Source organism: Streptomyces sp. ADMS (assembly GCF_033441795.1).
Lineage (GTDB): Bacteria > Actinomycetota > Actinomycetes > Streptomycetales > Streptomycetaceae > Streptomyces.
The window spans coordinates 29,120-55,475 of record NZ_JAVFVX010000054.1; the positions used below are offsets into that span (position 1 = coordinate 29,120).

The window sequence follows — 26,356 nt, forward strand, 5'->3', positions numbered from 1 at the left end:
ATTAGCGTCCCGTCGTAGTCTCGCGGGAAACCGTGGGGAGAAGGGGGCCGGGAGTGACGGCCGAGGCCAGCGAGGCAGGCCCTCCGGGGGATCCTGCAGCGGACGGCGAGCGACCGCTCAACATTGCGCTTCTGACCTATAAGGGGAACCCGTTCTGCGGCGGCCAGGGCGTCTACGTACGTCATCTGTCGCGCGAGCTCGCCAGGCTCGGCCACCGCGTCGAGGTCATCGGCTCGCAGCCGTACCCCGTGCTGGACGTACTCGACGGGTCCAGAGCCGGTACCAGCCCCGACCCCGTCCTCACCGAGCTGCCCAGTCTCGACCTGTACCGGCACCCGGACCCGTTCCGCACTCCGGGGCGTGACGAGTACCGCGACTGGATCGACGCGCTCGAAGTCGCCACGATGTGGACCGGGGGCTTCCCCGAACCGCTCACGTTCTCCCTCCGGGCGCGCCGCCAACTGCGCGCCCGACGCGGCGAGTTCGACGTGGTGCACGACAACCAGACGCTCGGGTACGGCCTGTTGGGCGACATCGGCGCCCCGCTCGTCACGACGATCCACCACCCCATCACCGTGGACCGGCAGTTGGAACTGGACGCGGCCGACGGCGTCCACCGCCGTATGTCCGTACGGCGCTGGTACGGCTTCACCCGTATGCAGAAGCGAGTGGCGCGCCGTCTGCCGTCGGTGCTCACCGTCTCGGGTACGTCACGCCAGGAGATCGTCGACCACCTCGGCGTACGGGACGACCGCATCCATGTCGTGCACATCGGCGCGGACACCGACCTCTTCTCACCCGACCCGGCGGTACGCCGGACACCGGGCCGCATCGTGACCACGTCCAGCGCGGACGTTCCCCTCAAGGGGCTGGTCTTCCTCGTCGAGGCGCTTGCCAAGGTACGTACGGAGCACCCCGCGGCCCACCTCGTGGTCGTCGGCAGGCGTGCCGAGGACGGGCCCGTCGCCCAGGCCATCGAGCGGTACGGCCTCGAAGGGGCCGTCGAGTTCGTCAAGGGCATCTCCGACGCGGAACTCGTCGACCTGGTGCGCTCGGCGGAGATCGCCTGCGTACCGTCCCTGTACGAGGGCTTCTCGCTCCCGGCGGCCGAGGCGATGGCCACCGGCACGCCCCTGGTCGCCACCACCGGCGGAGCGATCCCGGAGGTCGCCGGCCCCGACGGCGAAACCTGCCTGGCGGTCCCACCGGGCGACCCCGGAGCCCTGGCCACAGCCCTGGCCGCCCTCCTCGCCGACCCGGAACTGAGGGCGCGTCTGGGCCAGGCCGGCCGCGAGCGCGTACTGGCCCGCTTCACCTGGGCCCGGGCGGCGGAGGGCACGGCAGCCCACTACCGCGAGGCGATGGCCCGCTCCGCAGGCCCGGCCCCCAGCCCTCCAGGCCGTTCCGCTTCGATGCCGACGTCCGCCCCCACCCCCAACGTGACCCCCGACCGCGAAAGCAGGACTTCGTGCTGACCGTCGACTTCACCCGGTTCCCGCTCGCCCCGGGCGACCGCGTCCTGGACCTCGGCTGCGGAGCCGGTCGGCACGCGTTCGAGTGCTACCGGCGTGGCGCCCAGGTCGTGGCGCTCGACCAGAACGGTGAGGAGATCCGCGAGGTCGCCAAGTGGTTCGCGGCGATGAAGGAGGCGGGCGAGGCGCCCGCCGGGGCCACCGCGACGGCCATGGAGGGCGACGCCCTGGCGCTGCCGTTTCCCGACGAGTCCTTCGACGTGGTGATCATCTCCGAGGTCTTGGAGCACATCCCGGACGACAAGGGCGTACTCGCGGAGATGGTCCGGGTGTTGAAGCCCGGCGGCCGGATCGCGATCACCGTGCCGCGCTACGGACCCGAGAAGGTCTGCTGGTCCCTCTCCGACGCCTATCACGAGGTCGAGGGCGGCCACATCCGCATCTACAAGGCGGACGAACTGCTCGCGAAGATCAGGGAAGCCGGTCTCCGTCCCTACGGCTCGCACCACGCCCACGCCCTCCACTCCCCGTACTGGTGGCTCAAGTGCGCGTTCGGAGTGGACAACGACAAGGCGCTGCCGGTGCGCGCCTACCACAAGCTGCTGGTCTGGGACATCATGAAGAAGCCGCTGGCCACCCGGGTCGCCGAGCAGGCGCTGAACCCGCTGATCGGCAAGAGTTTCGTGGCGTACGCGACCAAGCCGCACCTCCCGGACCTTCCCGAAACCGGTACCGGCTTCGGGAAGGTGGCCGCCAAGTGACCACCCCCCGGACAGAACACCTCGTCCTGCCCGGGGTCCTCACCGCCGAGCAGGCCGCCGTCACCGTCCGCGGAATTCTCGCGGAGCAGCGGGAGGACGGGGCCATTCCGTGGTTCCGGGGGCACCATCTCGACCCGTGGGACCATACCGAGGCCGCGATGGCCCTGGACGCGGCCGGCGAGCACGAGGCCGCCGAGCGGGCGTACCTGTGGCTGGCCGCCCACCAGGTCGAGGACGGCTCCTGGTACGCCGCGTACGCCGACGGGGACGCGGGCGCGGTCACCGACCGGGGCCGGGAGAGCAACTTCGTCGCCTACATAGCCGTCGGCGTCTGGCACCACTACCTCGCCACCGGCGACGACACGTTCCTGGACCGGATGTGGCCGACGGTGTTCGCCGCCGTCGAGTTCGTCCTTCAGCTCCAGCAGCCCGGCGGTGAGATCGGGTGGAAGCGTGAGGACGACGGCACGGATCTCAAGGACGGTCTGCTGACCGGGAGTTCGTCCGTCCACCACGCCCTGCGCTGCGCCCTCGCCATCGCTGATCAGCGCGAAGAGCCGCAGCCCGACTGGGAGTTGGCGGTGGGCGCGCTGCGGCACGCCATACGCCGGCACCCTGAGCGGTTCCTCGACAAGGACCGCTACTCGATGGACTGGTACTACCCGGTCCTGGGCGGCGCGTTGGCGGGCACGGAGGCCAAGTCCCGTATAGAGGAGGGCTGGGAACGCTTCGTCGTCCCCGGACTCGGAGTGCGCTGTGTTGTGCCCAACCCGTGGGTGACGGGCGGCGAGTCGGCCGAACTGGCCCTGGCGCTCTGGGTGGTGGGCGAGTCCGACCGGGCTCTGGAGATCCTCCAGTCGATCCAGCATCTGCGGGACGCGGACAGCGGTCTGTACTGGACGGGGTACGTGTTCGACGTCGAGGCGCTCTGGCCGCGTGAACGAACCACCTGGACGGCCGGTTCACTGCTCCTGGCGGTCGCCGCACTCGGCGGCCACGAGGCGACCTGCGCGGTCTTCAGCGGTGAGCTGCTGCCGAGGGGGCTGGACCCCGACTGCTGCGAGTAGCCGGCTCCTGCCGTCGGCCGGTGCTCAGCGCCGGCCGACCCGGCTGATGGCGTGTCCCACGAACAGGTAGACGACGGCGGCCAGTCCGTACCCGGCGACGACCCGCGCCCACTGCTCGTCGAACGTGAACAGATCGTACGACCAGCCCGCCAGCCAGGTAGCCGCGTCGTGGATGAACTCCACGAAGCCGTTCGCGCGGTCCGCGTCCAGCAGGTACATCAGAATCCAGAGGCCGAGGATGAGGGCCATGATGTCGGCGGCGATCGCGAAGATCGCGCCGGACCGGTTGGTGCTGCGACGCGTTTCAGGGGACATGTCCTTCGAGTTTCCTGTCTAGCCCAAATGAAACCAGACCGAAAGCTCAGGAGTTGAGCTCGGCGAGCACCCGCAGGGTGTGCGGGTCGGGGGAGAGGACGAGCAGGTCGGTCACCGGCCCCTTGCGCCACAACTCCAGCCGCTCCGCGATCCGTTCACGCGGCCCGACGAGGGAGATCTCGTCGGCGAAGGCGTCCGGCACGGCCAGCACCGCCTCCTCCCGCCGCCCGGCGAGGAACAGTTCCTGGATCCGCCGGGCCTCCTCCTCGTACCCCATGCGGGCCATCAGGTCGGCGTGGAAGTTGCGGGCCGCGTGCCCCATCCCGCCGATGTAGAACCCGAGCATCGTCTTGACGGGCAGCAGCCCTTCGGCGACGTCGGCGCAGACCCGGGCCTGCGCCATCGGCGCCACGAGAAACCCCTCCCCGGCACCGCTCAGCGGCTCCTCGTACACGCCGGCCCGCAGCGGGGACCAGTACAGGGGCAGCCAGCCGTCGGCGATGCGGGCGGTCTGGGCGATGTTCTTCGGCCCCTCCGCGCCGAGCAGCACGGGGATTCGGGCGCGCAGGGGATGGGTGATCGACTTGAGCGGCTTGCCGACGCCGGTCCCGTCCGGGCCGTCGTAGGGCAGGGGATGGAAGCGCCCGGTCAGCTCGACGGCGGCCTCGCGCCTGAGGACCTGGCGTACGACATCCACGTACTCCCGGGTCGCGGTGAGCGGCGACTTCGGGAACGGGCGCCCGTACCAGCCCTCGACGACCTGTGGGCCGGAGAGACCGAGCCCGAGCAGGACGCGTCCGCCGGAGAGGTGGTCCAGGGTGAGGGCGTGCATCGCGGTGGTCGTCGGCGAGCGGGCAGCCATCTGGGCAACCGCCGTACCCAGCTTGATCCTTGATGTCTGAGCCGCGATCCAGGTCAGTGGGGTGAACGCGTCCGAGCCCCAGGACTCGGCGGTCCACACGGAGTCGTAGCCGAGCCGTTCGGCCTCCTGGGCGAGCGGTACGTGGTCCGGGGAGGGGCCGCGACCCCAGTAGCCGAGCGCGAGACCGAGCCGCATACCTGCCTCCTGACGGTGCGTCAGCTATGGAGTGATGGCGGCGACTGTACGACAACGGCCCCCCGCCCGGAAGGGCAGGGGGTCGCGGCCCGCGCAGAGCGTTCGGCGCTATCCGCGCTGGATGCCGGAGGTGTCCTGCAGAACGCCCCGACGGCCGTCCTGCGTCTGGGCGATGAGGCCCTGGCCGCGCTGCTCCACCGCCAAGTACCAGGTGCCGGGTGCCAGTTCGGCGATCGGCGTCGGCGAACCGTCCTCCGCGAACAGTGCACGCGGCACCGGCACGGCGAACCAGAACGGGGAGAACTCCGCGGCCGGCGGCTGCGCCTGCTGCGGCTGACCGGCACCGGCGCCCGCACCGAAGGGCTGACCGGCCTGCGGCTGGCCGCCGTACGGCTGCTGCGGCGCGCCGGCGCCCGGGTAGCCGTAGCTGCCCTGGGGCTGGCCGCCGGGGTAGGGCTGGCCGCCGCCGTAGGGCTGCGGGGCGGGCGGCTTGGGGGCGCCCACCAGGGCGCCCTTGAGGGCCGGGACCAGCGGGGTGGCGACGGCGGCGGCCGCCATCACGACCGTGGCGACGAGGGCGAGGATCAGGCCGGTGCCGGCGTCCGGACCGGTGCTGCTGCCGTCGCCGACGTTGTTGGCGCCGCCCGCCGGGTCGAAGATGTTGCCGAGCGCGCTCCAGGCGGCGAAGACGGTGAAGGCGACACCGAACTGGCCGAGGTCGATGCCCGCCACCTTGGGCACCTGCGGCATGCCGTGCGACACCACGACGAGCGCGGCACCGATGAGGCCCGCGAGGACGACGCCCAGCAGGAGCGGTCCGCTGGCCCAGGCGTTCGGCATGTCGAGGCCCGTGGCGCCGTCGACGGAGTAGATGTCGAGGAACGACGCGATGAACAGCAACACCGCTGCTCCGATCACCACGCCGTCGCCTCGAGTGAGGGAGCGGATATTCACTTCAGGTCCTCAGGTCCTTCGTAGGTCGTCTCGTCGTCGTTCGATCGTGCGTAGGGGCACGACATTATCGTCCGCCCGAGCGGGCTGTCCGCCGGGATGCACGCGTTGATCACGACCCGCGCAGGAAACTCACGATTCCTTCAGAGAGCCCCTGTGCGGCTTTCTGCCGCCAGGTCCCGCTGGTCAACTGTTTCACGTCCGTGCTGTCGCGCATGTTGCCGCACTCGATGAACACCTTGGGAACCGTTGACAGATTGAGACCACCGAGGTCCGTGCGGGTGTCGAGGCCGGTGCCGCCACCGATGTAGTTGGAGGGCGCGGAGCCGGTCTCGCGGGCGAACCCGTCCTTGACGCGCTCGCCGAGCAGCCGGGAGGAGGCGACGATGGGCCGGGTGTCCGCGTCCCCTTCGTGCACGGCACCCGGCAGGATCACATGGAACCCCCGGTTGCCGGCCGAACTCCCGTCGGCGTGGATGGAGACGACGGCGTCGGCGTGCGCGGCGTTCCCGATCCGGGCGCGCTCGTCCACGCACGGCCCGAAGGCCCGCTCCGGGGTCCGGTCGCCGTCCTGGGTGAACTTCACGGTGGCGCCCTGCTGTTCGAGGATCGTCCGCAGCCGCCGGGCGACATCGAGGGTGAACTCGGCCTCCGCGTAACCGCTGTTGGTGGCGGTACCGGTGGTGTCGCACTCCTTCGAGTTCGTCCCGATGTTCACCCTGCGGTTGATCTCGGCGGTGTGCTTGAAGTTGCCGGGGTTGTGCCCGGGGTCGACGACGACGACCTTGCCCGCCAGGGGAGCTGCGGGTTCACCGGGGACGGAGATGCCGGGTGTCCCGATCGGCGACGGGGGCACCTCGCTGCTGCGGGCCTCGGCCCCGCTCCTGCCGTCACCCCCGCCGTCGTCGGCGACGGCCCCCCAGACGAACCACCCGCCCGCCCCGCCCAGCACCCCCACGGCGAGGGCGAGGGCCAGCGGGCGGCGCAGAGCGGAACGAGGGGGCTGGTGCGGCTCGAAGCCGGGGCCTGCGTACGACACGACAGCCACCCTACTGACCGTCCATGGCATCCATGGCGTTCATACCGGCCGCAAGGGTGTGCCGGACCTGCTGGAGCCGGCTCGGGCCAGCGGGCTGTCAGGCATGTGTGAGCCGGCGGTCGTGCTGCCCCCGCCAGGTCAGCCGGCGGCCTTCTGTTCGCGGAGTTCGTGGACGGTGGCCGTCAGGGTGCCGTCCTGCTGCTCGTAGTGGGAGAGGGCGACCCCGAGCCCGAAGAAGGTGGGTGCCCATTCGCCTACGAAGATTCCCCACCGGTCGGCGCGGGCGAGTCCTCCGACGGGTTCGCCTTTGAGGCTGCCTGCCCAGGCGAGGACGGAGAGGCCTATGGAGGCAATGGCTGCGGTGTAGGCGTGTTCGCTGCGGATGCCCATGTCGTGCATCTTCTTGATGACCATGATGTGCTCCGTTCGCAGTGTCGGTTGGCCTGACGAAGTACCCGAAACGGGTCAGACTAACCAGCACCGCGCATATTTCCCCATAACGCTCCAGGCGTGCCATGCGGTGCCATTGCCCACGTGACCCCGCAGACGCCGTTCAGGATCGATCCGCGACTCCCACCGGCCTCAGACCCCGGCCCCCGTACGCCGCAGCACACGCAGCGAGTCGGTCGCGGAGACCTCCGTGAAGGCGCCGGAGGCGAGGGCGCGGAGGTAGACGCGGTAGGGGGCCTGGCCGGTGAACTCGTCCTCGGGGTGGGGGAAGACGTCGTGGATGAGGAGAAGGCCGCCCTGAGCGACGTGCGGGGCCCAGCCCTCGTAGTCGGCGGTGGCGTGCTCGTCGGTGTGCCCGCCGTCGATGAAGACGAGACCGAGCGGCGAGTTCCACATCCGCGCCACCTGCGGCGAACGTCCGACGACCGCGATTACGTGGTCCTCCAGACCGGCGGTGTGGAGAGCGCGCCGGAAGAGCGGGAGGGTGTCCATGACGCCGAGTTCCGGATCGACGGTCTCCGGGTCGTGGTACTCCCACTCCGGCTGCTGCTCCTCGCTGCCCCTGTGATGATCGACGGTGACCGCGGTGACACCGGCGGTACGGGCCGCGTCGGCGAGCAGAATGGTGGATCGCCCGCAGTAGGTACCGACTTCGAGCAACGGCAGCCCAAGCGCCCCCGCCTCGACAGCGGCTGCGTACAGCGCGAGCCCCTCACCGGCGGGCATGAACCCCTTGGCGGCCTCGAACGCGGCCAGAATCTCGGGCTTGGGCGCCGTAGGCATGGGGTTCCCTCGGGTCGTACGAGCGTCTGGGCGCCCCATGCTGCCGTACGGCAGCGGGCGCCGGGATGACGGGGGTGCGTGTTCGGGGTGCGGGGGAGTGGGTGGCCGGCCGTGGTCGGCTCGTAGTCCGGGTGTGTATCTTCGCGCCCGTTCGCGGTGGGCGCTGGGGGGACGGGGGTGCGTGTTCGGGGTGCGGGGAACTGCGTGACCAGCCACAGCCGGCCCGCAGCCAAAAAACCGCATCCCCGCGCCAGGCGAGCGCAGCGCCTACGCGCTGACCGTCTCTCCCGGCAGGGAAAGGTCCACGTCGACCGGCTCGTCGTCACCCGCGTGGGTCGCGGACGAGGCATGCGGCCCGTGGCCGGAGGCCCGCGCGGCCAGGACGTACGCGCCCTCGGCCGGGACGGCGAGCGCGTAGCTCCCGTCGAGGCCGGAGAGCGTGGCCCCCGCCTGCCGGCCCCGCCGGTCGATCAACGTGACCTTGGCCCGGGCGACCGGCGCACCGTCGGCGTCCAGAACCCGCCCGCGGAACCCGGAGTCCAGGCCGGGCGCGGCGCCCTCCTCGCTGCTGGCCCGCAGTCGCAGCCCGCTCCCCGGGCGCTGCCCCGGCAGGAACAGGGCCAGCAGCAACCCCACCGCAACCGCGCCGGTCGCGATCAGGAAGGAGACCCGGAACCCGTGCATCGTGGGGATCGCGACCCCATCCACATGGTTCGCGGTGTGGGCGAGCACCATGCCGATGACGGCGCTGGACACGGACGTACCGATGGACCGCATGAGGGTGTTGAGGCCGTTGGCCGCGCCGGTCTCGGAGGCCGGGACCGCGCCGACGATCAGGGCGGGGAGGGAGGAGTAGGCGAGGCCGATGCCCGCGCCCAGGACGACCGCGATGACCAGGGACTGCCACGCGGCGCTCATCAGGCCGAGGCCGGCGCCGTAGCCGATCGCGATGATCAGCAGGCCGAGGATCAGGGTGACCTTGGGGCCGTACTTGGCGGACAGCCGGGCGTACACGGGAGCCGTGAACATCATCGTCAGACCGAGCGGCGCCACGATCAGACCCGCCATGACCATCGACTGGCCGAGACCGTAGCCGGTGGAGGTGGGCAGCTGGAGGAGCTGGGGCAGGACGAGCGAGACGACGTAGAAGGAGACGCCGACCATGATCGAGGCGAGGTTGGTGAAGAGGACGGCGGGCCGGGCGGTGGTCCGCAGGTCCACCAGCGGCGCCTTCAGACGCAGCTCCAGCACGCCCCACAGGAGCAGGACGGTGGCGGACGCGCCGAACAGGCCGAGCGTGGTGGCGGAGGTCCAGCCCCAGTCGCTGCCCTTGGTGATCGGGAGGAGGAAGAGGACGAGGCCGGCGGAGAGCCCGATGGCGCCGAGCACGTCGAAGGTGCCCTCGGCGCGCATCCGGGACTCGGGTACGACGAGCAGGGTGAGGACGATGGCGAGGGCGCCGAGGCCGGCGGCTCCGTAGAAGAGGGCGTGCCAGTCGGAGTGCTGGGCGATCAGTGCGGCGAGGGGGAGGGCGAGGCCGCCGCCGACGCCGATGGAGGAGCTCATCAGGGCCATCGCCGAGGGCAGCTTCTGGAGGGGCAGCATGTCGCGCATCAGGCCGATGCCGAGGGGGATGGCGCCCATGGCGAAGCCCTGGAGCGTACGTCCCACGATCATGGTCAGCAGGTCGCTGGTGAGCGCGCTGATCAGGGCGCCGACCACCATCACGGACAGGCTGGCGATCAGCAGTCGCCGCTTGCCGTACAGGTCACCGAGCCGGCCCATGATCGGCGTGGCCACGGCTCCGGAGAGGAGCGTCGAGGTCAGAACCCAGGTGGCGTTGCTGGGCGAGGTGCTCAGCAGCTGGGGCAGGTCCTGGATGACGGGGACGAGCAGGGTCTGCATGACCGCGACAACAATGCCCGCGAAGGCGAGCACCGGGACTATGGCCCCGCCCGTACTACCGGTCGAACCGGTGGGCCGGTCGGTCGTCGTGTGCGTCATGGGGTGGGGCCTCCAGCTGGATCCAGGCAGGGTGATCGGGGGGTGGGGACGGGGCGGGGACGAGGGGGCGGGGATACGTGTGAACCGAACCTGTGTGCCTGGGCAACTATTCCGATGTTTCGGCGTACTAACTAATTCTTGACCTGCTCATGGGAATCGCCCGCCCGAATCCCGCACTGGTGGGCGGGTGTCAGCCCCAGGGCGTGCCGTAGGGCAAGTCCCGGAGGCGGCCCCGGAGTCAGTCCTGGAGCCAGCCCTGTCGGCGGGCTTCCCGTGCTGCCTCCAGGTGGTTGCGGGTGCCGGTCTTGCCGGCGGCGGCCGAGAGGTGGTCGCGGACCGTCGACTCGGGGAGGCGGAGCCTGGCGGCGATGTCGGCGGCCGTCGCGCCGTCCGCCGAGGCCTTCAGTACGTCGCACTCGCGCGCCGTGAGAGGACCGGGCCCGGCGCCGAGCGCGGCGGCGGCGAAGGCGGGGTCGATGACCGTCTCGCCGGTCAGTGCGCGGCGGATCGACGCCGCCAGCTCTTTCACCGGGCCGTCCTTGACGAGGAAACCGGCGGCGCCCGCCTCCATGGCCCGGCGCAGATGGCCGGGGCGGCCGAAGGTGGTCAGGATCAGTACCCGGCAGTCCGGGGACTCGTCGCGGAGCCGGGCGGCAGCGTCCAGGCCGCTGATGCCGGGCAGTTCGATGTCGAGGAGCGCCACGTCGGGGCGGTGCAGAAGGGCCGCGTCGACGATCGCGTCACCGGTCCCGACCTGAGCGACGACCTGGATGTCCGGCTCCATCCCGAGGAGCAGGGCGAGAGCGCCTCGCGTCATTCCCTGGTCCTCGGCGAGGAGGACTCTGATGGACTTCGCGGGACGGTGATCCCGGGGCATCTCGTTCACGGCGTAAGAGTAGGGCGGATGTGGCGTGGCGGGTGAGCTGGGAAGGAGAGGGGGCGGGCGTGGGGCTCCGGTCGTCGGGGCGGGCGGTCCGGCCGTCACCGGGAAACCGCCCCGGGGTGTCGGACCCGCCTCCAGTGAGGCGCCGCCGCTGCCAGGCGTTCGTACGGTCCGGCCTTGGTGCCACGAAGCTGACGAGGCGTCAGGAGTATTCACAACTCGGGACCACTCGGCTATACAACAGGGGGCGCCGGACTGGAACGCGTTCTAGAACGGCCCGTTTCGAACCTCGGTGCGGCCGACGGTGCGGACGGTCGTACCGAGGTTCTCAGTCCCGTCGTTCTTGACACGTCCGTCCTGTGCCTGTCTTGTGTCTGTCTTGTGTTCTTCCTGTGTCCGTTCTGCGAGATGCCGGTCCCGTCAGTTGATGAGGAGCCTCATGCCCATTGACGCCGCCAAGGCCGTCGCCGCCGAACCCCGGTCCGCAGAGATCGCCTGGGGCCGCAAGGACGTCCAGCTCTACCACCTCGGCATCGGCGCCGGCCTCCCCGCGACCGACCCCGGCGAACTCCGCTACACCCTCGAATCCCGGCTGCACGTCCTGCCCAGCTTCGCCACCGTCGCCGGCAACGACTCCCCGGACGTGATCAGCGGCCTCTCCATGCCCGGCGTCGACGTCGACCTCGCCCACGTCCTGCACGGCGGCCAGAGCATCGAGGTGCACCGCCCGATCCCGGTCGAGGGCAAGGCGCGCGCCACGGGGAGCATCGCCGCCGTGTACGACAAGGGCAGCGCCGCGATCCTCGTCATGCGCACCGAAGTCGCCGACGCCGAGGGGCCGTTGTGGACGAGCGACGCACAGATCTTCGTACGGGGGGAGGGGGGCTGGGGCGGCGACCGTGGGCCCTCGACCCGGCTTCCGGCGCCGGACGGTGAGCCCGCGAAGGTCGTCGAGCGCGTCGTCCGGGAGGACCAGGCGCTGCTCTACCGTCTCTCCGGCGACTGGAACCCGCTGCACGCCGACCCCGAGTTCGCCGCCCGTGCCGGCTTCGAGCGGCCCATCCTGCACGGGCTGTGCACCTACGGCATGACGCTCAAGGCGGTCGTGGACACGCTGCTCGGCGGAGACGCCGGCAGGGTCCGCGCGTACCGCACCCGCTTCGCCGGGGTCGTGTTCCCCGGGGAGACCCTGCGCATCCGGATGTGGACGCAAGCCGATCCGGACCGCGTCCAGGTGTCGGTCACCGCCGTCGAGCGGGACGACGCGCCCGTACTGGCCGACACCGTCGTCGAACACTCATGAGCCGCGCACCTGTGGGCCGGGTACCCGTGGGCCGGGTACTGATGGGCCGGGCATCTGTGGGCCGGGTACCCGTGGGCCGGGTACCCGTGGGCCGGGTACTGATGGGCCGGGCGCTGATGGGCCGGGCATCTGTGGGCCGCGCACTCGTGGACCGTGCACCTGTGAACCGCACACCCGCGGGTTGAGCCCCGCACGCACTTGTACATCCCTGTACGTCCCCGAAGGGAGCCGCACCAATGCGCGCAGCCGTACTGCACGAGATCGGGCAGGACAAGCTCGACGTCCTCGACGACGTCGAGGCCGTGGGCTTCGGCCCCGGCAAGGTGAGGATCCGGGTACGGGCCACCGGGCTGTGTCACTCGGACCTCTCCGCGATGAACGGCGTACTGCCGCAGCCCGCGCCCTTCGTCCCCGGCCACGAGGGCGCCGGCGAGATCCTCGAAGTCGGGGACGGCGTAAGCCACTTGAAGGCCGGCGACCGGGTCGTCGTCTGCTGGCTGCCCGCCTGCGGCGCCTGTCCGGCGTGCAGGCGCGGCCAGACCGAACTGTGCCTCGCCGGGTTCATGAACGCGGGCACCCCCAACTTCAGGCGCCCCGCCGGCGATGTCTTCGGCATGGCCGGCACCGGCACCTTCACCGAGGAGGTCGTCGTCGACGCGGGCTGCGCCGTGCCCATCCCCGACGACGTGCCCTTCGACATCGCCGCCCTCATCGGCTGCGGGGTGACCACCGGGCTCGGCGCCGCCATCAACACCGCTGACGTACAGGCCGGTTCGTCGGTCGCCGTCATCGGCTGCGGAGGCGTCGGCATCTCCGCCATCCAGGGCGCGCGGCTCCAGGGCGCCGCCGAGATCGTCGCGGTAGACCCGGTCGCCTCCCGCCGGGAGGCCGCGCTCAAGTTCGGTGCCACGAAGGCCGTCTCGCCGGACGAGCTGGCCGACGCCAAGCAACAGCTCACCGGCGGCGAGGGGTTCGACTACGTCTTCGAGGTCGTCGGCCGCTCCGCCACCGCCCGCACCGCCTACGACGCCACCCGGCGCGGCGGCACCATGGTCGTCGTCGGCGCCGGCGCCATGGACGACAACCTCCAGCTCAACATGTTCGAGCTGTTCTTCGACGAGAAGCGCATCCTGCCGTCCATGTACGGCGGCGGCGACGTCCTGCGGTCCTACGAGCGCACGATCGCCCTCTGGCGCGCCGGACGCGTCGACCTCGCGGGCCTCATCACCCACCGCGTACCGCTCGCCGGCATCAACGAGGCCATCGACCAGATGCGCACGGGCGCCGCGCTGCGTACGTGCATCGAGATCTGAGAGTCGAGAGCGCTGATGTCACCGATGCCACCGATGTCACTGTCACTGCCGCTTGAGGGACTGACCGCGATCGTCACGGGCGCGGGGCGCGGCCTCGGCCGGGCCGAGGCGCTGGAACTGGCCCGGCTCGGCGCGGCCGTCGTCGTCAACGACTACGGGAAGCCCGGCCGCGACGGCTCCGGCGAGGCGTCCGCCACCCCCGCCGAGGAGGTCGCCGCCGAGATCCGGGCGGCGGGCGGCACGGCGGTCGCCCACACCGGAGACGTCGCCGACCACCAACAGGCCCGAGAACTGGCCGAGTTGGCGATCGCCGAGTTCGGGAAGCTGGACGTCCTCGTCAACAACGCGGGCATCCTGCGCGACCGCATGGTCTTCTCCATGACGGAGGAGGAGTGGGACTCCGTCATACGGGTCCACCTCAAGGGACACTTCAACACGACCCACTTCGCCGCCGCGCACTGGCGGGAGCGCGCCAAGGCGTCCGGCGCACCGGTGTACGGGCGGATCGTGAACACATCCTCGGAGGCGTTCCTCGCCGGCTCGGCGGGGCAGCCCAACTATGCAGCCGCGAAAGGCGGAATCGTCGGGCTGACCACCTCCACGGCCCTCGCCCTCGCCAAGTACGGCGTCACGGCGAACGCGATCTGCCCACGCGCCCGGACCCGTATGACCGAGGACGTCTTCCAGGGGTTCGAGCGCCCCGACGCGGGTCTCGACCCTCTCGCCCCCGAGCATGTAGCCCCGCTCGTCGGCTACTTGGCGTCACCGGCCGCCGAACACGTCAACGGGCAGCTCCTCGTCGTGCACGGCGGGATGGTCGCCGTCGTCGAACGCCCACGGGTGGCAGCCAAGTTCGACAGCAAGCAGGACACCTTCACCTACGACGAACTGGACGCCCTCCTCACCCCGCACTACGCGGAGCGGCCAGCGGGGGAGACGTTCGCGGCGGCGGAGGTGCTCGGACTCAAGCGCGGCTAGCGGCAAGCTGGCGACAGGCATCGACAGACACCGGGAGAGAGTCAACGGAAAACGGCTCCGCCCAAACGGAAGGGCGGAGCCGTATACCGCTTGACGTACCGTCAGATGTCGTACTGTCAGGCCCTGTTCTCGGCCTGCTCGGACGGCTTGCGGTGACGGCCGCGCGGGGTCGCCTCGTCGTTGTGGACCGAGACCGGACCCCGGTGTCTGCCGTGGCCGTTGTTGTGGCCCGTGGCCTCGTGGGCAGCGGCGGACAGCGGCTGCGTGGTGCTTGAGTCGCTCATCGGAAGTGTTCACCCCGTCAACATGATCTTTCTGGCAGCCGGGCGATCTTAACCAGGGCACCTCGGGGTGACACGAGCCGCACACGTGGACCGGAATTACTTCGTTACAAGCTTCGTCACTTCGTTACCGGGCTTCCCGGTCTTCGTCACGAGCCGCCCCAGCGGAGCCTGTTGCAACGGCACGGGCCGAGCCACCGCGACGGGCGCCGGAGAGTCCGCTTCCGTGCTCGTCGCACCCCCCGACTCCAAAGCCGCCCCCTTCTCCTCGGCCCCCTCCGACCCCTCGGCCCCTTCGGCCCACACCCGAGCCACCCCGCACGGCACCTCCCGCGTCGCGTACGGCAGTTGCAGCTCCCCGACCCTGCTCCACAGCCCAACTCCCCGCAACCACCCCTCCGGCGCCGGAAAGTGCCGCACCTGTCGCTCCGCCGGCCGCCACACGCCCACCCAGCTCCGCACGCCCCCGCTGCCCGCACCCCAGCTCCCCGCCGGGCCCTCGACCCGCAGCGCCACCCCACAGCTCTCCGGCGTCAGCACCTGCCCCGGCTGGATGGCGAACGGCGTGAGCGCGCACCCGTCGATCCGCAGACACTCCGGGAAACGCACCGGCAGGGTGCTGCCGAGCACTCCCCAGCCCAACCGTTCCTGCCCGCCGGGCGAGGGCGCGTCCGAGCCGATGAGCAGCAGCCCGCTGTCGGCGTCCGCGAGCAGCAGCCGGTCGTTGCTCTCCGCCGAGATCTGCAGCAGCGGTGACATCTCGCCGGCGCGCTCCAGATCGACCACGACCGCCTTCGTGCGCCCCTCGGACTCCCGGTCCAGGGCGAGCAGCCGGCCCGTGCGGTCCAGCCAGACCCCGCCCGAGCAGCGGCCGGGGACCTCCGTCACGTACTCGGGCCCGAAGGCGCCGCCCGCCACCAGCCACACCGTCGTCGAACGCGGGCCCAGGACGAGGGCGTACGCGCGGTCGCCGCCCGGAGCCGGGGGCAGCAGCCGCAGCGGGGTGCCGGGGTCGGGGCACTCGACCGCGCCGAGGGGGAGTTCGCCGGTGCCGGGGCCGGTCGGGTAGAGCAGCGCGAAGGTGTGCCGGCCGCCGATCGGGCGGTGGATCAGCACTCGCCCGTCGCCCATCGGCAGCACCTGGGTGCCGGGCTCCTCCGGCTGGTTGCCGGGCAGCGGCACGGAGTACGGTTCGGGTCCGTCGAGCGTCCAGCGCTCCGGGAACCAGGAGTCGCCGTTTCGTGCGAGGCGGGCCGCGTAGGCACCGTCCGCCGTGATCGCGCACTCCGCCACCGGGGACGACCCCTTCTCCGCCGTGGGTTCGATCGCGCAGGCTGTCATCGATCGGTCACCTCCGGCGACGAAACTAGGTTTCGCACGTGGAGGGGGGAACCGGGTGGCGGCGATTTCACACATAAGGATGGCCAAGTAACGATTCGCCTGAGGAAACGGTGGCGCGTGTGCAGGCCGGGGCTCGGGCGGGCGGCAGCGGATGCCCTGCGCACGCTGCCGTAACCAACGATTGCTGCCGTGACCGACAACCGAGGAACCACGACGGCGAGCAACCACCTCCGCGAGAGCGGCGCCGGTTCAGGCGCACAGAGGCGCCAGGTAGCCTTGCGCTCGTGCCCCGTCTGTCTGAAGTCATCGCCGCACTCGACGCCCTCTGGCCCCCCGAGCGGGCCGAGTCCTGGGACGCGGTCGGCACCGTCGCGGGCGACCCCGGTCAACAGGTCTCCCGTGTCCTGTTCGCCGTGGACCCCGTCCAGGACATCGTCGACGAGGCCGTGAAGCTGGGGGCCGATCTGCTGGTCACCCACCATCCGCTCTATCTGCGCGGTACGACCACGGTCGCGGCGGACACCTTCAAGGGCCGGGTCGTGCACACCCTGATCAAGCACGACATCGCACTCCACGTCGCCCACACCAACGCCGACCGCGCCGACCCGGGAGTCAGCGACGCCCTCGCCGGCGCCCTCGACCTGAGGATCGTGCGACCGCTCGTACCGGACCCCACCGACCCCGCCGGCCGGCGAGGCCTCGGCCGGGTCTGCGAGCTGGACCATCCGCTGACCGTCCGCGAGTTCGCCGCCCGCGCCGCCGAACGGCTGCCCGCGACCGCGCAGGGCATCCGGGTCGCCGGTGACCCCGAGGCACTCGTCCGCACGGTCGCCGTCAGTGGCGGCTCCGGCGACAGCCTCTTCGACGACGTACGCGCGGCCGGTGTCGACGCCTTCCTCACCGCGGACCTGCGCCACCACCCGGCGTCCGAGTTCGTCGCGGATCGCGCCCACAGCCCCCTCGCGCTGCTCGACGCGGCGCACTGGGCCACCGAGTGGCCCTGGTGCGAGCTGGCCGCCGCCCAGCTCGACGAGATCTCCGACCGGAACGGATGGGGCCTTCGGGTCCATGTCTCCGCGACGGTCACCGACCCCTGGACTGCCCACGCGGCGTCCACCACCACCTCTGAAGCACTGGGAGCCCCCAACTGAACGCCGCGCCCGCCGACCAGATCCGACTTCTCGACGTCCAGTCCCTCGACGCACGCCTCCAGCAGCTCGCGCACAAGCGCAAGTCGCTGCCCGAGCACGCCGAGATCGAGTCGCTGACCAAGGACCTCACGCAGTTGCGCGACCTGCTGGTGGCCGCGACGACCGAGGAGAGCGACTGCGCCCGCGAGCAGATCAAGGCCGAGCAGGACGTGGACCAGGTGCGCCAGCGTGCCACCCGCGACCAGCAGCGCCTGGACTCCGGTGCCGTCAGCTCGTCCAAGGACCTGGAGAACCTCCAGCGCGAGATCGTCTCCCTCGCCAAGCGGCAGGGTGACCTGGAGGACATCGTCCTGGAGGTCATGGAGCGCCGTGAGTCCGCGCAGGAGCGCGTCGCCGAACTGACCGAGCGCGTCGGCGCCGTCCAGGGCAAGATCGACGACGCGACGGCTCGGCGCGAGGTGGCGTACGAGACCCTCGACGGCGAGGCCGCCACGGCGACGAAGGAGCGCGAGGTCATCGCCGGCTCCGTGCCCGACGACCTTCTCAAGCTGTACGACAAGCTGCGCCAGCAGCAGGGCGGGGTCGGCGCCGCCCGCCTCTTCCAGCGCCGCTGCGAGGGCTGCCGCCTGGAGCTGAACATCACCGAGGTCAACGAGGTGAAGGCGGCCGCGCCGGACACCGTACTGCGCTGCGAGAACTGCCGCCGCATCCTGGTGCGCACGTCGGAGTCCGGTCTGTAGCCCACCAACGAGCCTGAAAGTCTGAATGTCTGCAAGTCAGTAAGGGGCGTACGGCGTGCGGGAGTTCATCGTCGAGGCCGACGGCGGTTCCCGGGGCAACCCGGGGCCCGCGGGCTACGGTTCCGTCGTCATCGACGCGGCCACGGGCGAGACACTGGCGGAGGCGGCCGAGTACATCGGGGTCGCCACGAACAACGTCGCCGAGTACCGGGGGCTGGTCGCCGGCCTGCGCGCGGCACGTGAACTGGACCCGGCCGCCACGATCCGCGTCCGGATGGACTCCAAGCTGGTCGTCGAGCAGATGTCGGGCCGCTGGAAGATCAAGCACCCGGACATGAAGCCGCTGGCGGCGGAGGCGGCGCGGGTGTACCCGGACGCCGGCCAGGTGACGTACGAGTGGATCCCGCGCGAGAAGAACAAGCACGCGGACCGCCTGGCGAACGAGGCGATGGACGCGGGCAGGCGCGGCGAACAGTGGTCGGCGTCCGCGTCGACGGCGGAACTGGACGCGGGCGCCTCGGCTTCCGCCGCGACGGCCGCCGACGCCGACACCGGTGCCGCCACGAAGGTGGCCGTCGGCTGGTCGGCACCCGCGGACCTCGGCCCGCCCGCGACCTTCGTACTCCTCCGTCACGGCGAGACCCCTCTCACCCCCCAGAAGCGTTTCTCGGGCAGCGGCGGCACCGACCCGTCCCTCTCGGACGTGGGCCGCGACCAGGCCGAGCGGGTGGCCGCGTCCCTGGCCCGGCGCGGCACGATCGAGGCGATCGTCGCGTCCCCCCTGACCCGCACCCGTGAGACGGCCGCCGCTGTCGCGGCCCGCCTCGGCCTCGACGTGACGATCGACGACGGGTTGCGCGAGACGGACTTCGGCGCGTGGGAGGGGCTGACCTTCGGCGAGGTGCGCGAGCGCTACCCGGACGACATGAACGCCTGGCTGACCTCCCCGAAGGCCGAACCGACGGGCGGCGGCGAGAGCTTCGCGGCGACCGCACGCCGGATGGCCGTCACCCGCGACAAGCTGATCGCGGCCCACGCGGGCCGTACGGTCCTGCTGGTGACCCACGTGACCCCGATCAAGACCCTGGTACGCCTGGCCCTGGGCGCCCCGCCCGAGTCCCTGTTCCGCATGGAACTGTCGGCGGCCTCACTGTCGGCGGTGGCGTACTACGCGGACGGCAACGCGAGCGTAAGGCTCTTCAACGACACGTCCCACCTGCGCTGAGCGTCGCTGCTTCGCGGGCCAGCGTCTCGACCCTGCCCCAGTGGTGGGCGGCGATGGCATCCGCCGGGAGCATCCAACTCCCGCCCACGCAAACGACGTTGGGCAGCGCGAGGTAGTCAGGCGCGTTCACCGGACCGATCCCCCCGGTCGGGCAGAACCGGGCCTGGGGGAGCGGCCCGGACAGCGACTTCAGATACGCGGTGCCGCCCGCCGCCTCCGCCGGGAAGAACTTCATCTCCGGCACCCCGCGCTCCAGCAGCGCGACGACTTCGGAGGTCGTCGACACCCCCGGCAGGAACGGCACTCCGGACGCCCGCATCGACTCCAGCAGTACCTCGGTCCAGCCCGGGCTGACGAGGAAGCGGGCCCCGGCGGCGAGAGCGTCGGCCACCTGTGCGGGCGAGATGACGGTTCCGGCACCGACCACCGCGTCCGGGACGGAATCGGCTATGGCCCGGATCGCGTCGAGGGCGACGCGGCTACGCAGGGTGACCTCGATGGCCGGGAGCCCACCGGCGACGAGCGCGCGAGCGAGCGGCACGGCGTCAGCCAGGTCCTCGACGACGACCACGGGGACGACGGGGGCGAGGTCGAGGACGGAGGGGTAGGGGTAGGGCGCGGGGCGGCTCGGCATGCGCCTCATCCTGCCCTCGCTTTGCGGTGTGCGCAAAGGTCATTGCATATGTTGCAATGGAGTGCTTCACGGGGGCACGGGGAACTGCGCGACCAGCCACGACGGTGCCACAGCCGACCGCCGACGCGTCAACTCAGTGAACCTCGTCCACCAGCACATCCAGCTCCCAGGCCGCCCCCGCCCTCTTCGGCGCCGAAACCTCCACCACATACCCGAGATCCCGCAACGCCTCCACCAGCTCCCCCGGCCCGGAGGGCACCGCACCCGCGCTCACCAGACTCCGTACGATCCGGCCCTTGGTCGCCTTGTTGAAGTGGCTGACGACCTTACGGGTCGGCGCATGCAGCACCCGTACTGTCGCCGTCCGCCCGGCAACCTCCTCCTTCGGCTTCCAGGCCGCCATATAGGCGGAGGAGCGCAGATCGAGCACCAGTCCGTCACCGGCGGCCTCGGGAAGGGCGGTGGCCATCGGGGTACGCCAGTGCGCGGCCAGCGCCCCGAGGCCGGGCAGCCTCACGCCCATCGAGCAACGGTACGAGGGGATACGGTCCGTGACCCGGACGGCGCCCCACAGCCCGGAGAAGACGAGCAACGAACGCGCGGCCCGCCTCTTCGCCGCCGCGTCGAGAGAGGCGAGGCCGAGGGCGTCGTACAGCACACCGGTGTAGATCTCCCCGGCAGGCCGCGCCCCAGCGGTCCGCAACGCCACGTTCTTGGCGACCTCACCCCGCAGCCCCTCACTGAGCCCCAGCACCTCACACGCCTTGTCCTCGTCACCGACGCACAGCTCGACGAGCTCCCCGAGCACGGCCTCGCGGGCGTCGGTGAGCCCCGGCAGGGACAGCGACTCCAGCTTCAGGGGGGCGCCACGACCCGAAGCGGCCTTTCCTTCGGAGGGAGGCAGCAGGACAAGCACGGTGAGTCTCCAGACGGGTACGTGTACACAGAGTCGACGCGCGTCAGATTACGTGGTCACGCGGGTCCGCCACCTTCGCCGGGGCCTGCGTCGGCACCTTCGTCGGGGCTGCGCCGGGTGCGCCGGGGGCTGCGCCGGCACCTTCGCCGGGGGCTGCGCCCCCAGGCCCCCGTTTCGGCCTGAACGGCCTCGTCCTCAATCGCCGGACGGGCTGGATTGTGCCTACGCTCGTTCCATGCCCCGCCGCCACATACGCGTGACCGGCGCCCCCGAAGACCCCCTCCGGGCCGCCCTCACCGCGCTACGCACCGAACTCGGCGTCCCCGACAGCTTCCCGCCCGCGGTACTGGCGGAGGCGGAGCGAGCCGCGAAGGCCCCCGTCCTCCCCGCGACGGACGCCACGGACATCCCGTTCCTCACCATCGACCCGCCCGCGTCCACGGACCTCGACCAGGCGATGCACCTCTCCCGCCGCCCGGCCGGCGGCTTCCGCGTCCGGTACGCCATCGCGGACGTGGCCGCATTCGTAGTACCGGCCACGCCCCTGGACACGGAGACGCACCACCGGGTCAGCACCCTCTACTTCCCGGACGAGAAGACCCCCCTGCACCCGCCGGTGCTCAGCGAGGACGCCGCCAGCCTCCTCCCGGGCCGGACCCGCCCGGCCGCGCTGTGGACGATCGACCTCGACGCGGACGGCCGTACCGTCGCCGCGACCGTCCACCGGGCCCTGGTCCGCAGCCGGGCCGGACTCGACTACGAGGGCGTGCAGCGCCAACTCGACGCCGGGACGGCGGAGGAGCCGCTGGCCCTGCTCAGGGAGGTGGGCGAGGCGAGGGAACGCCTCGAAATCGAACGCGGCGGCATCTCCCTCAACGTTCCCGAGCAGGAGATAGTCCAGGACGACAACCACACGTACTCACTCACCTACCGCGCACCGCTGCCCGCCGAAGGCTGGAACGCCCAGATCTCCCTCCTGACGGGCATGGCGGCGGCCGAGCTGATGCTGACCCACGGCACCGGCGTCCTCCGCACCCTCCCCACCGCCCCGGACGGCGCCGTCGGCCGCCTGCGCCGCACCGCGCAAGCCCTGCACATCGACTGGCCGCACCATGTCTCGTACGCGGCCCTGATCCGCTCCCTGGACCCACACCGCCCGGACCACGCGGCGTTCCTCCAGGAGTGCACGACGCTGCTGCGAGGCGCCGGCTACACGGTCTTCCGCGACGGTGACCTCCCGGACCTTACGACCCACTCGGCCGTAGCCGCCCCCTACGCCCACTGCACGGCCCCTCTACGCCGCCTCGCCGACCGCTACGCCTCGGAGCTCTGCCTGGCCGCCGTCGCCGAACAGCTCCCGCCCGACTGGGTGTCGGCGGCCCTGGACGCGCTTCCCCAGGAGATGGCCGAGGGCGGGAGGCGCGCGGGCGCGGTGGAGCGCGGGTGCGTGGACATCGTCGAGGCGGTGCTGCTCAGGGACCGGGTGGGGGAGGTCTTCGAGGGGTGGGTGGTGGACGTGGAGGAACGCAGACCCACGCTCGGGACGGTGCAGTTGGAGTCTCCGGCGATCGTCGCGCGTATCGAGGGCGACGGGGTCCCGCTGCCACTGGGGGAGCGGTTGCGGGTGCGGCTCACGCGGGCGGACCTGGGGGTGGCGGGGGTGCGGTTCGCTCCCGCGTGAGCCGGACGCCGGGCGTGACCGTGTGCCACGATCGAGGGAACGGATCCCGATCTCATGGACAGGTGATCAGCCGATGTCCCAGTCTGGCGAGCGACCGAAGGAGGGGCGTGACATGACTGCCGTGGCTCATGAGCCCACCACTATGGCTGAGGGCCTGCTGGAGATCTTCCTGGCCCTCGACACCCCGGAGGGCTTCCGGGCAGAACTGATCGAGGGGGAGATCGTCGTGACGCCGCCGCCGGACGGGGACCACGAGGACTACATCAACCAGATCATGAAGCAGGTGATCAGGCGGTCCCGGACCGACATGGACTTCTCGGGCAACAAGGGACTGAAACTGCAGAGCGGCGGCAGCTGCCCGAGGAACCACGTGATCCCGGACGGCACCTTCGCCCCCACGAAGCTACGGCTCTACCGGGGCGCCGACTCCTGGATGCCCTGCGACGGTGTGGCCATGGTGCTCGAAGTGACCTCGTCGAAACCCCAGACCGACCGCGAGGCCAAACGCCGCTGCTACGCCCGCGGCGGCATCCCCCTCTACCTGCTCATCGACCGCGAGGCCTCCTCGATCACGCTGTTCAGCGACCCGGAGAAGGACGACTACCGCCAGCACTGCACCCTCCCGCTCGGCAAGCCGGTGGCCCTCCCCGAGCCCTTCGCCTTCGACCTGGACACGACAGAGTTCCTCTGATCCCCGCGAAGTAACGTGGAGCCGTGAACGCGGCCGGGGGCACACGCGAACAGGCACGGTGGACCAGAGCGAGGCTCGGCCGCTGCGGCCCCGGCCCTGGACCTGCTCACCGCCCGCTTCGACCGGCACGTCTACGCCCCCCACGCCCACGACGAGTTCACGGTCGGGCTGTGCGTGGACGGCACTGAGGTCATCGACAAGTTGGGCGGCCGCCTCCGCCCTGTCCCGGGCTGCCACGGTCCTCACGTACGTCGGTCCGGCCTTCGCCGCGGCAGCGGGCGCCTTGTTCCTGGACGAGCCGCTGACCGCCGGCATCCTCGCCGCCTTCGCCCTGATCCTGGCGGGCTCTGTCCTGGCGACGGCCACTGGACCACGGCAGGGCGGACGCCCGGTAGCATGGTCGACACGGCAGACGAGCCGGGCGGACGGCCGCGTGGACTCCCCTTCGGGGGCGCTCCCCGAGGAACGTCCGGGCTCCACAGGGCAGGGTGATGGCTAACGGCCACCCGGGGTGACCCGCGGGACAGTGCCACAGAAAACAGACCGCCCGGCGCCTCGGCGCCGGGTAAGGGTGAAACGGTGGTGTAAGAGACCACCAGTGCCCAGGGCGACCTGGGCAGCTAGGTAAACCCCACCCGGAGCAAGGTCAAAAGGAGCCGCCGTAAGAAGCGGCTCTGCGCGGACGTTCGAGGGCTGCCCGCCCGAGTCCGCGGGTAGACCGCACGAGGCCGGCGGCAACGTCGGCCCTAGATGGATGGCCGTCTCCCCGGCCGCCGCGAGGCGACCGGGCGACAGAACCCGGCGTACAGCCCGACTCGTCTGCCGCCACCTGCGGTTTGCCTTGGAAGGGGCCTCTGATCTGCGACGGAGGCCCTTTCCGGTCTTTCGGGGCCTTGCCGTGTTAGGCAGCGAAAAGTCCCTCGGAAGTCCCTCGGGCAGAGCTGAAAGTCCCTGAAAGGTCCCTGGAGCGGAGGGGCGCGCGAGGCTTCTGGGCTGGGCGTTCGCGAGAGCCGTCCCGTCGGAGCATGCTGCTGGAGCCGCAGGCATCGGGGCGGTCTCGGCATGGTGGGATTACGCGGTCTCGGCATTGGCCGTCGTGTCAGCCCGCACGGCCCGTTTGGCGCGGGCTGCGGTGAGCCGGGGGTACATCGCGCGAAGCTCTTCCAGCCGCCCGGCGACCGTCTCGATGGACTCGGCCAGATGGTCCGGTTCCATCGGTCGGCTGTAAGTGTCGGCGGCCACTTCGATCAGGTCTGCGTGTTGTCCGGATGCGGGCCGATGTATCCGACGTACACGAGCCCCGTGCCGGGGCCGTCATCGTGGAAGTACAGGCGGGGTGACACCGTGTTGCCTCCGCCGATGCGCAGGTGGGCCTGCATGAACAACTTGGCTTCCTTGGCGACGGACTTCGGTACGGGGAACGTGCGCTGGCGGCGCCAGTCGGTGTTGTTCCCGACCGTCTCCGACTCCTTCATCTTGACCTTGCCGGAGGGGAAGGGGTTCTCGCAGTCGTCCGGCAGGTTGTCGCACCAGTGTCGGAAGTCGCCGCCCGCCGTGCCTGCGGCGGACGCGGCGGCGTAGTCGTTCAGGGCGCGCAGAGCGTCCCAGGCGACGGTGACCCAGTTGCCGATGCACTGGGCGTCGAGGTCCTTGGTCTTCTTGGCGTTTCCGGTGAAGCGCAGATGTTTGAACTCGCCCATGCGGCCCAGGATTTCGACGAAGGTGGTGGGCCGGTCGGCTGGTTCCGGGGGCGGGGTGTGAGCGAGGACGTGGAGGCCGGCCTCTTCGAGTTGCTTCTGGAGGAAGCGTGCTTTGCGACGGACGTCCTGCAGATCGCCGTACAGCTGGTCGTTCTCGACGATCTGCTGCAAGTCCCGGTCCTCCGCCTGCTTCAGCTGTCGGCGGAAGTCACGGATCTCTTCGTCGCGGGACTCCTCACGCTGTTCCGCCTCCTGGAGCAGCACATCGGCCGCCCTGAGCTCCCCGCGCAGTGCATCAAGGCCGGAGTTGCCGACGGCCGGGCGGGGGCGGGTGCGCTGGACGGGCAGGGTGTCCAACGCCGCGGGGAGCGGGTGGCTCAGGGCCAGCCGCTGGGGGAGCGAGGCGAGGATTGCCGCCGCGCGCCTTGGGTTCGCCTCGATCGTCGTCCGGGACATCACCGGGTGGCGCTGGGCGTCAGGCTGCCAGGCCGGGTCGACGCCGGGGCGGTAGGTTCGGATGCCGCCGCCGAAGACGGGGTGGTGTTCGAGGGTCGCGTTGAAGGCCTGCTGGGCTTCTGGGTTGAGGACGTACATGACGGCCAGCCCGGTGAGGTGGCGGAAGGCCGGTTCGATGATCTTTTCAGTCCAGGCCTGGGGGTCCTGTCCGTAAGGGACACTCGCCACGACGATGGGAAGTCTGCGGTCCTGCTCGCAGAGTTCCTCGATGACCTCCTCCACGTCGTCCGGCTCGATGAACTTCGGGTCCGTGCCGACGTCCGCGAGACCGTCCTGGGTGGGGAGGGCATCGAGGATCAGTCTGGCTATTCCGGGTGTGTTGGCTCTGATGTGCCGTTGGTCCGGGGCCGGCTGATGCTCGATGTCAATCTGGAGCCAGGTGCGGCGGTTGTCGTGGCGGCTGCCTGATCGGACGACCAGGGTGGACTGCCATGTGCCCTGGGTGGCGTCTTTGGTCTCGCGCAGGCGCCAGCGGGAGTACGAACCGTGGCGGCCCGCCGCTGCGTCGTGGTCGAGAGTGACGCCCTCGGCTATCTCGTTGCGGCCCTCGTCGAGGACCGAGGTGTCGTACGGCTTCATCACGCTTAACCAGTGGTGCAGTTGGCGGTCGGCTTCCGCGGAGGCCGTGACGAAGTCCTTCGTGGTCGAGACGACCATGCGGTAATTACGGGGTTCCATGGGCGGCTGCCTGTGCGGTGTGGTGGGCGGGCAGTTTGTATCGCCGAGGGCGCCGCGCTGCGGTTCGCTTGCAGCGCGCCGGTGGGGGTGCTCAGGCGGGGCGCGTGGGGTTCTGGCCGGGGGAGAATGGTCGGGTAGGGGTTGGATTGTTGATCCTCGGCCATGAGGCCGTAGATGTCGAGGATCAGGGTCATGACTCGGTAGGTGCCGTGGGGGCGGTTTCGTCTTCCCGTCTTGACGGTTGACAACTCTCCCATGACATAGCCGGCTTCGTGGCGGTCGAGTCTCGGCGCCGAGCAGTTCAGAACGGGTGTCGTTCCAGCGCAACGGGGGCACCATTGTCGGCCAGGTCACGGGTGTAGTCGGCCATGTAAGGGCTGTCCCGTAAATGATCTTCGAGCTGTCTCAGGCGTGGTTCGCCGTCGT

Annotated in this window: 25 protein-coding genes, 1 other RNA gene and 1 pseudogene; 13 read left to right on the plus strand and 14 right to left on the minus strand. The window is 70.9% G+C overall.

Annotated elements, in window-relative coordinates:
- Window positions 1-53: 53 nt before the first annotated feature.
- From RB628_RS23205 to RB628_RS23215, 3 genes are read left to right on the plus strand one after another with little or no spacing between them, the layout of a single operon-like run.
- On the plus strand, window positions 54-1,475 hold the full coding sequence (locus RB628_RS23205; RefSeq protein WP_318322443.1) for a glycosyltransferase family 4 protein: 1,422 nt from the start codon (window positions 54-56) through the stop codon (window positions 1,473-1,475).
- Window positions 1,469-2,233 carry a class I SAM-dependent methyltransferase gene (locus RB628_RS23210; protein ID WP_318322444.1) on the plus strand — a complete coding sequence of 255 codons (765 nt, stop codon included), beginning with the start codon at window positions 1,469-1,471 and terminating at the stop codon, window positions 2,231-2,233. Before RB628_RS23205 ends, RB628_RS23210 begins: the two co-directional genes overlap by 7 nt.
- Window positions 2,230-3,300, plus strand: coding sequence for a prenyltransferase (locus RB628_RS23215; protein WP_318322445.1), 1,071 nt, complete (start codon window positions 2,230-2,232; stop codon window positions 3,298-3,300). Before RB628_RS23210 ends, RB628_RS23215 begins: the two co-directional genes overlap by 4 nt.
- A gap of 24 nt (window positions 3,301-3,324) precedes the next feature.
- On the opposite strand, the gene RB628_RS23220 is transcribed toward RB628_RS23215, so the two are convergent.
- The 8 genes from RB628_RS23220 to RB628_RS23255 all read right to left on the minus strand — a co-directional run bounded on the left by RB628_RS23220 (window position 3,325) and on the right by RB628_RS23255 (window position 10,776).
- A complete protein-coding gene (locus tag RB628_RS23220; RefSeq protein ID WP_318322446.1) occupies window positions 3,325-3,615 on the minus strand; it encodes a hypothetical protein in 291 nt (96 codons plus the stop codon).
- Window positions 3,616-3,661: 46 nt separating this feature from the next.
- Window positions 3,662-4,672, minus strand: coding sequence for an LLM class F420-dependent oxidoreductase (locus RB628_RS23225; RefSeq protein ID WP_318322447.1), 1,011 nt, complete (start codon window positions 4,670-4,672; stop codon window positions 3,662-3,664).
- Between the two features lie 108 nt (window positions 4,673-4,780).
- Entirely contained in the window at window positions 4,781-5,626 is an 846-nt protein-coding gene (locus tag RB628_RS23230) for a DUF5336 domain-containing protein (RefSeq protein ID WP_318322448.1), read from the minus strand.
- A 109-nt stretch (window positions 5,627-5,735) separates the two neighbouring features.
- Window positions 5,736-6,662, minus strand: a complete 927-nt coding sequence (locus RB628_RS23235; RefSeq protein WP_318322449.1) for an N-acetylmuramoyl-L-alanine amidase — start codon at window positions 6,660-6,662, stop codon at window positions 5,736-5,738.
- A 138-nt stretch (window positions 6,663-6,800) separates the two neighbouring features.
- Window positions 6,801-7,076 carry a hypothetical protein gene (locus tag RB628_RS23240; RefSeq protein ID WP_318322450.1) on the minus strand — a complete coding sequence of 92 codons (276 nt, stop codon included), beginning with the start codon at window positions 7,074-7,076 and terminating at the stop codon, window positions 6,801-6,803.
- A gap of 168 nt (window positions 7,077-7,244) precedes the next feature.
- Window positions 7,245-7,895 (minus strand): class I SAM-dependent methyltransferase, encoded by a 651-nt coding sequence (locus tag RB628_RS23245; RefSeq protein WP_318322451.1) that lies wholly within the window; start codon window positions 7,893-7,895, stop codon window positions 7,245-7,247.
- 267 nt (window positions 7,896-8,162) lie between these two features.
- Window positions 8,163-9,899 carry an MFS transporter gene (locus tag RB628_RS23250; protein ID WP_318322452.1) on the minus strand — a complete coding sequence of 579 codons (1,737 nt, stop codon included), beginning with the start codon at window positions 9,897-9,899 and terminating at the stop codon, window positions 8,163-8,165.
- Between the two features lie 238 nt (window positions 9,900-10,137).
- Window positions 10,138-10,776 (minus strand): response regulator transcription factor, encoded by a 639-nt coding sequence (locus RB628_RS23255; RefSeq protein WP_318322466.1) that lies wholly within the window; start codon window positions 10,774-10,776, stop codon window positions 10,138-10,140.
- A 445-nt stretch (window positions 10,777-11,221) separates the two neighbouring features.
- On the opposite strand from RB628_RS23255, the gene RB628_RS23260 reads away from it, so the two are divergent.
- From RB628_RS23260 to RB628_RS23270, 3 genes are all read left to right on the plus strand, one after another.
- Window positions 11,222-12,085 (plus strand): MaoC/PaaZ C-terminal domain-containing protein, encoded by an 864-nt coding sequence (locus tag RB628_RS23260; protein ID WP_318322453.1) that lies wholly within the window; start codon window positions 11,222-11,224, stop codon window positions 12,083-12,085.
- A 236-nt stretch (window positions 12,086-12,321) separates the two neighbouring features.
- Window positions 12,322-13,398 (plus strand): Zn-dependent alcohol dehydrogenase, encoded by a 1,077-nt coding sequence (locus tag RB628_RS23265; RefSeq protein ID WP_318322454.1) that lies wholly within the window; start codon window positions 12,322-12,324, stop codon window positions 13,396-13,398.
- A gap of 39 nt (window positions 13,399-13,437) precedes the next feature.
- On the plus strand, window positions 13,438-14,376 hold the full coding sequence (locus tag RB628_RS23270; protein WP_318322467.1) for a 3-oxoacyl-ACP reductase: 939 nt from the start codon (window positions 13,438-13,440) through the stop codon (window positions 14,374-14,376).
- Between the two features lie 116 nt (window positions 14,377-14,492).
- On the opposite strand, the gene RB628_RS23275 is transcribed toward RB628_RS23270, so the two are convergent.
- Both RB628_RS23275 and RB628_RS23280 read right to left on the minus strand, forming a co-directional pair.
- Window positions 14,493-14,660 carry a hypothetical protein gene (locus tag RB628_RS23275; RefSeq protein WP_318322455.1) on the minus strand — a complete coding sequence of 56 codons (168 nt, stop codon included), beginning with the start codon at window positions 14,658-14,660 and terminating at the stop codon, window positions 14,493-14,495.
- 96 nt (window positions 14,661-14,756) lie between these two features.
- On the minus strand, window positions 14,757-15,998 hold the full coding sequence (locus RB628_RS23280) for a hypothetical protein (protein WP_318322456.1): 1,242 nt from the start codon (window positions 15,996-15,998) through the stop codon (window positions 14,757-14,759).
- A 284-nt stretch (window positions 15,999-16,282) separates the two neighbouring features.
- Between RB628_RS23280 and RB628_RS23285 the strand changes: the two genes are divergently transcribed.
- Genes RB628_RS23285 through RB628_RS23295 form a run of 3 tightly spaced genes read left to right on the plus strand, consistent with a single transcriptional unit; the run spans window position 16,283 to window position 19,114 of the window.
- Window positions 16,283-17,149 (plus strand): Nif3-like dinuclear metal center hexameric protein, encoded by an 867-nt coding sequence (locus RB628_RS23285; protein ID WP_318322457.1) that lies wholly within the window; start codon window positions 16,283-16,285, stop codon window positions 17,147-17,149.
- Window positions 17,146-17,889: a zinc ribbon domain-containing protein gene (locus tag RB628_RS23290; protein ID WP_318322468.1), complete on the plus strand. Its 744-nt coding sequence runs from the start codon at window positions 17,146-17,148 to the stop codon at window positions 17,887-17,889. The genes RB628_RS23285 and RB628_RS23290 overlap by 4 nt, the downstream gene beginning before the upstream one ends.
- A 55-nt stretch (window positions 17,890-17,944) precedes the next feature.
- Window positions 17,945-19,114, plus strand: a complete 1,170-nt coding sequence (locus tag RB628_RS23295) for a bifunctional RNase H/acid phosphatase (RefSeq protein WP_318322458.1) — start codon at window positions 17,945-17,947, stop codon at window positions 19,112-19,114.
- On the opposite strand, the gene eda is transcribed toward RB628_RS23295, so the two are convergent.
- A complete protein-coding gene (gene eda / locus RB628_RS23300) occupies window positions 19,089-19,748 on the minus strand; it encodes a bifunctional 4-hydroxy-2-oxoglutarate aldolase/2-dehydro-3-deoxy-phosphogluconate aldolase (RefSeq protein WP_318322459.1) in 660 nt (219 codons plus the stop codon). The genes RB628_RS23295 and eda overlap by 26 nt on opposite strands.
- Before the next feature lie 133 nt (window positions 19,749-19,881).
- Complete coding sequence (gene yaaA / locus RB628_RS23305) at window positions 19,882-20,664, minus strand: peroxide stress protein YaaA (RefSeq protein WP_318322460.1); 783 nt, start codon at window positions 20,662-20,664, stop codon at window positions 19,882-19,884.
- Between the two features lie 235 nt (window positions 20,665-20,899).
- On the opposite strand from yaaA, the gene RB628_RS23310 reads away from it, so the two are divergent.
- From RB628_RS23310 to rnpB, 4 genes and pseudogenes are all read left to right on the plus strand, one after another.
- Entirely contained in the window at window positions 20,900-22,345 is a 1,446-nt protein-coding gene (locus RB628_RS23310) for an RNB domain-containing ribonuclease (RefSeq protein WP_318322461.1), read from the plus strand.
- 112 nt (window positions 22,346-22,457) lie between these two features.
- Window positions 22,458-23,036 (plus strand): Uma2 family endonuclease, encoded by a 579-nt coding sequence (locus tag RB628_RS23315; RefSeq protein WP_318322462.1) that lies wholly within the window; start codon window positions 22,458-22,460, stop codon window positions 23,034-23,036.
- Between the two features lie 23 nt (window positions 23,037-23,059).
- Window positions 23,060-23,267 (plus strand): annotated as a pseudogene (locus RB628_RS23320) (AraC family ligand binding domain-containing protein); the annotation flags it as partial.
- 182 nt (window positions 23,268-23,449) lie between these two features.
- An RNA gene (gene rnpB, locus RB628_RS23325) (RNase P RNA component class A) lies at window positions 23,450-23,858 on the plus strand.
- 249 nt (window positions 23,859-24,107) lie between these two features.
- On the opposite strand, the gene RB628_RS23330 is transcribed toward rnpB, so the two are convergent.
- Both RB628_RS23330 and RB628_RS23335 read right to left on the minus strand, forming a co-directional pair.
- The gene (locus tag RB628_RS23330) at window positions 24,108-24,251 is read right to left on the minus strand and encodes a hypothetical protein (RefSeq protein ID WP_318322463.1); all 144 of its coding nucleotides are present in this window, start codon (window positions 24,249-24,251) and stop codon (window positions 24,108-24,110) included.
- Between the two features lie 32 nt (window positions 24,252-24,283).
- Window positions 24,284-25,930: a hypothetical protein gene (locus RB628_RS23335; RefSeq protein ID WP_318322464.1), complete on the minus strand. Its 1,647-nt coding sequence runs from the start codon at window positions 25,928-25,930 to the stop codon at window positions 24,284-24,286.
- Between the last annotated feature and the right edge of the window lie 426 nt (window positions 25,931-26,356).

Coding starts and splice junctions, on each gene's coding strand:
- RB628_RS23220 (WP_318322446.1), bottom strand. CDS start 3,615: ATGTCCCCTGAAACGCGTCGCAGCACCAACCGGTCCGGCGCGATCTTC.
- eda (WP_318322459.1), bottom strand. CDS start 19,748: ATGCCGAGCCGCCCCGCGCCCTACCCCTACCCCTCCGTCCTCGACCTC.
- RB628_RS23275 (WP_318322455.1), bottom strand. CDS start 14,660: ATGAGCGACTCAAGCACCACGCAGCCGCTGTCCGCCGCTGCCCACGAG.
- RB628_RS23280 (WP_318322456.1), bottom strand. CDS start 15,998: ATGACAGCCTGCGCGATCGAACCCACGGCGGAGAAGGGGTCGTCCCCG.
- RB628_RS23225 (WP_318322447.1), bottom strand. CDS start 4,672: ATGCGGCTCGGTCTCGCGCTCGGCTACTGGGGTCGCGGCCCCTCCCCG.
- RB628_RS23260 (WP_318322453.1), top strand. CDS start 11,222: ATGCCCATTGACGCCGCCAAGGCCGTCGCCGCCGAACCCCGGTCCGCA.
- RB628_RS23250 (WP_318322452.1), bottom strand. CDS start 9,899: ATGACGCACACGACGACCGACCGGCCCACCGGTTCGACCGGTAGTACG.
- RB628_RS23330 (WP_318322463.1), bottom strand. CDS start 24,251: ATGGAACCGGACCATCTGGCCGAGTCCATCGAGACGGTCGCCGGGCGG.
- RB628_RS23335 (WP_318322464.1), bottom strand. CDS start 25,930: ATGGAACCCCGTAATTACCGCATGGTCGTCTCGACCACGAAGGACTTC.
- RB628_RS23315 (WP_318322462.1), top strand. CDS start 22,458: ATGACTGCCGTGGCTCATGAGCCCACCACTATGGCTGAGGGCCTGCTG.
- RB628_RS23255 (WP_318322466.1), bottom strand. CDS start 10,776: ATGCCCCGGGATCACCGTCCCGCGAAGTCCATCAGAGTCCTCCTCGCC.
- RB628_RS23245 (WP_318322451.1), bottom strand. CDS start 7,895: ATGCCTACGGCGCCCAAGCCCGAGATTCTGGCCGCGTTCGAGGCCGCC.
- RB628_RS23310 (WP_318322461.1), top strand. CDS start 20,900: ATGCCCCGCCGCCACATACGCGTGACCGGCGCCCCCGAAGACCCCCTC.
- RB628_RS23240 (WP_318322450.1), bottom strand. CDS start 7,076: ATGGTCATCAAGAAGATGCACGACATGGGCATCCGCAGCGAACACGCC.
- RB628_RS23265 (WP_318322454.1), top strand. CDS start 12,322: ATGCGCGCAGCCGTACTGCACGAGATCGGGCAGGACAAGCTCGACGTC.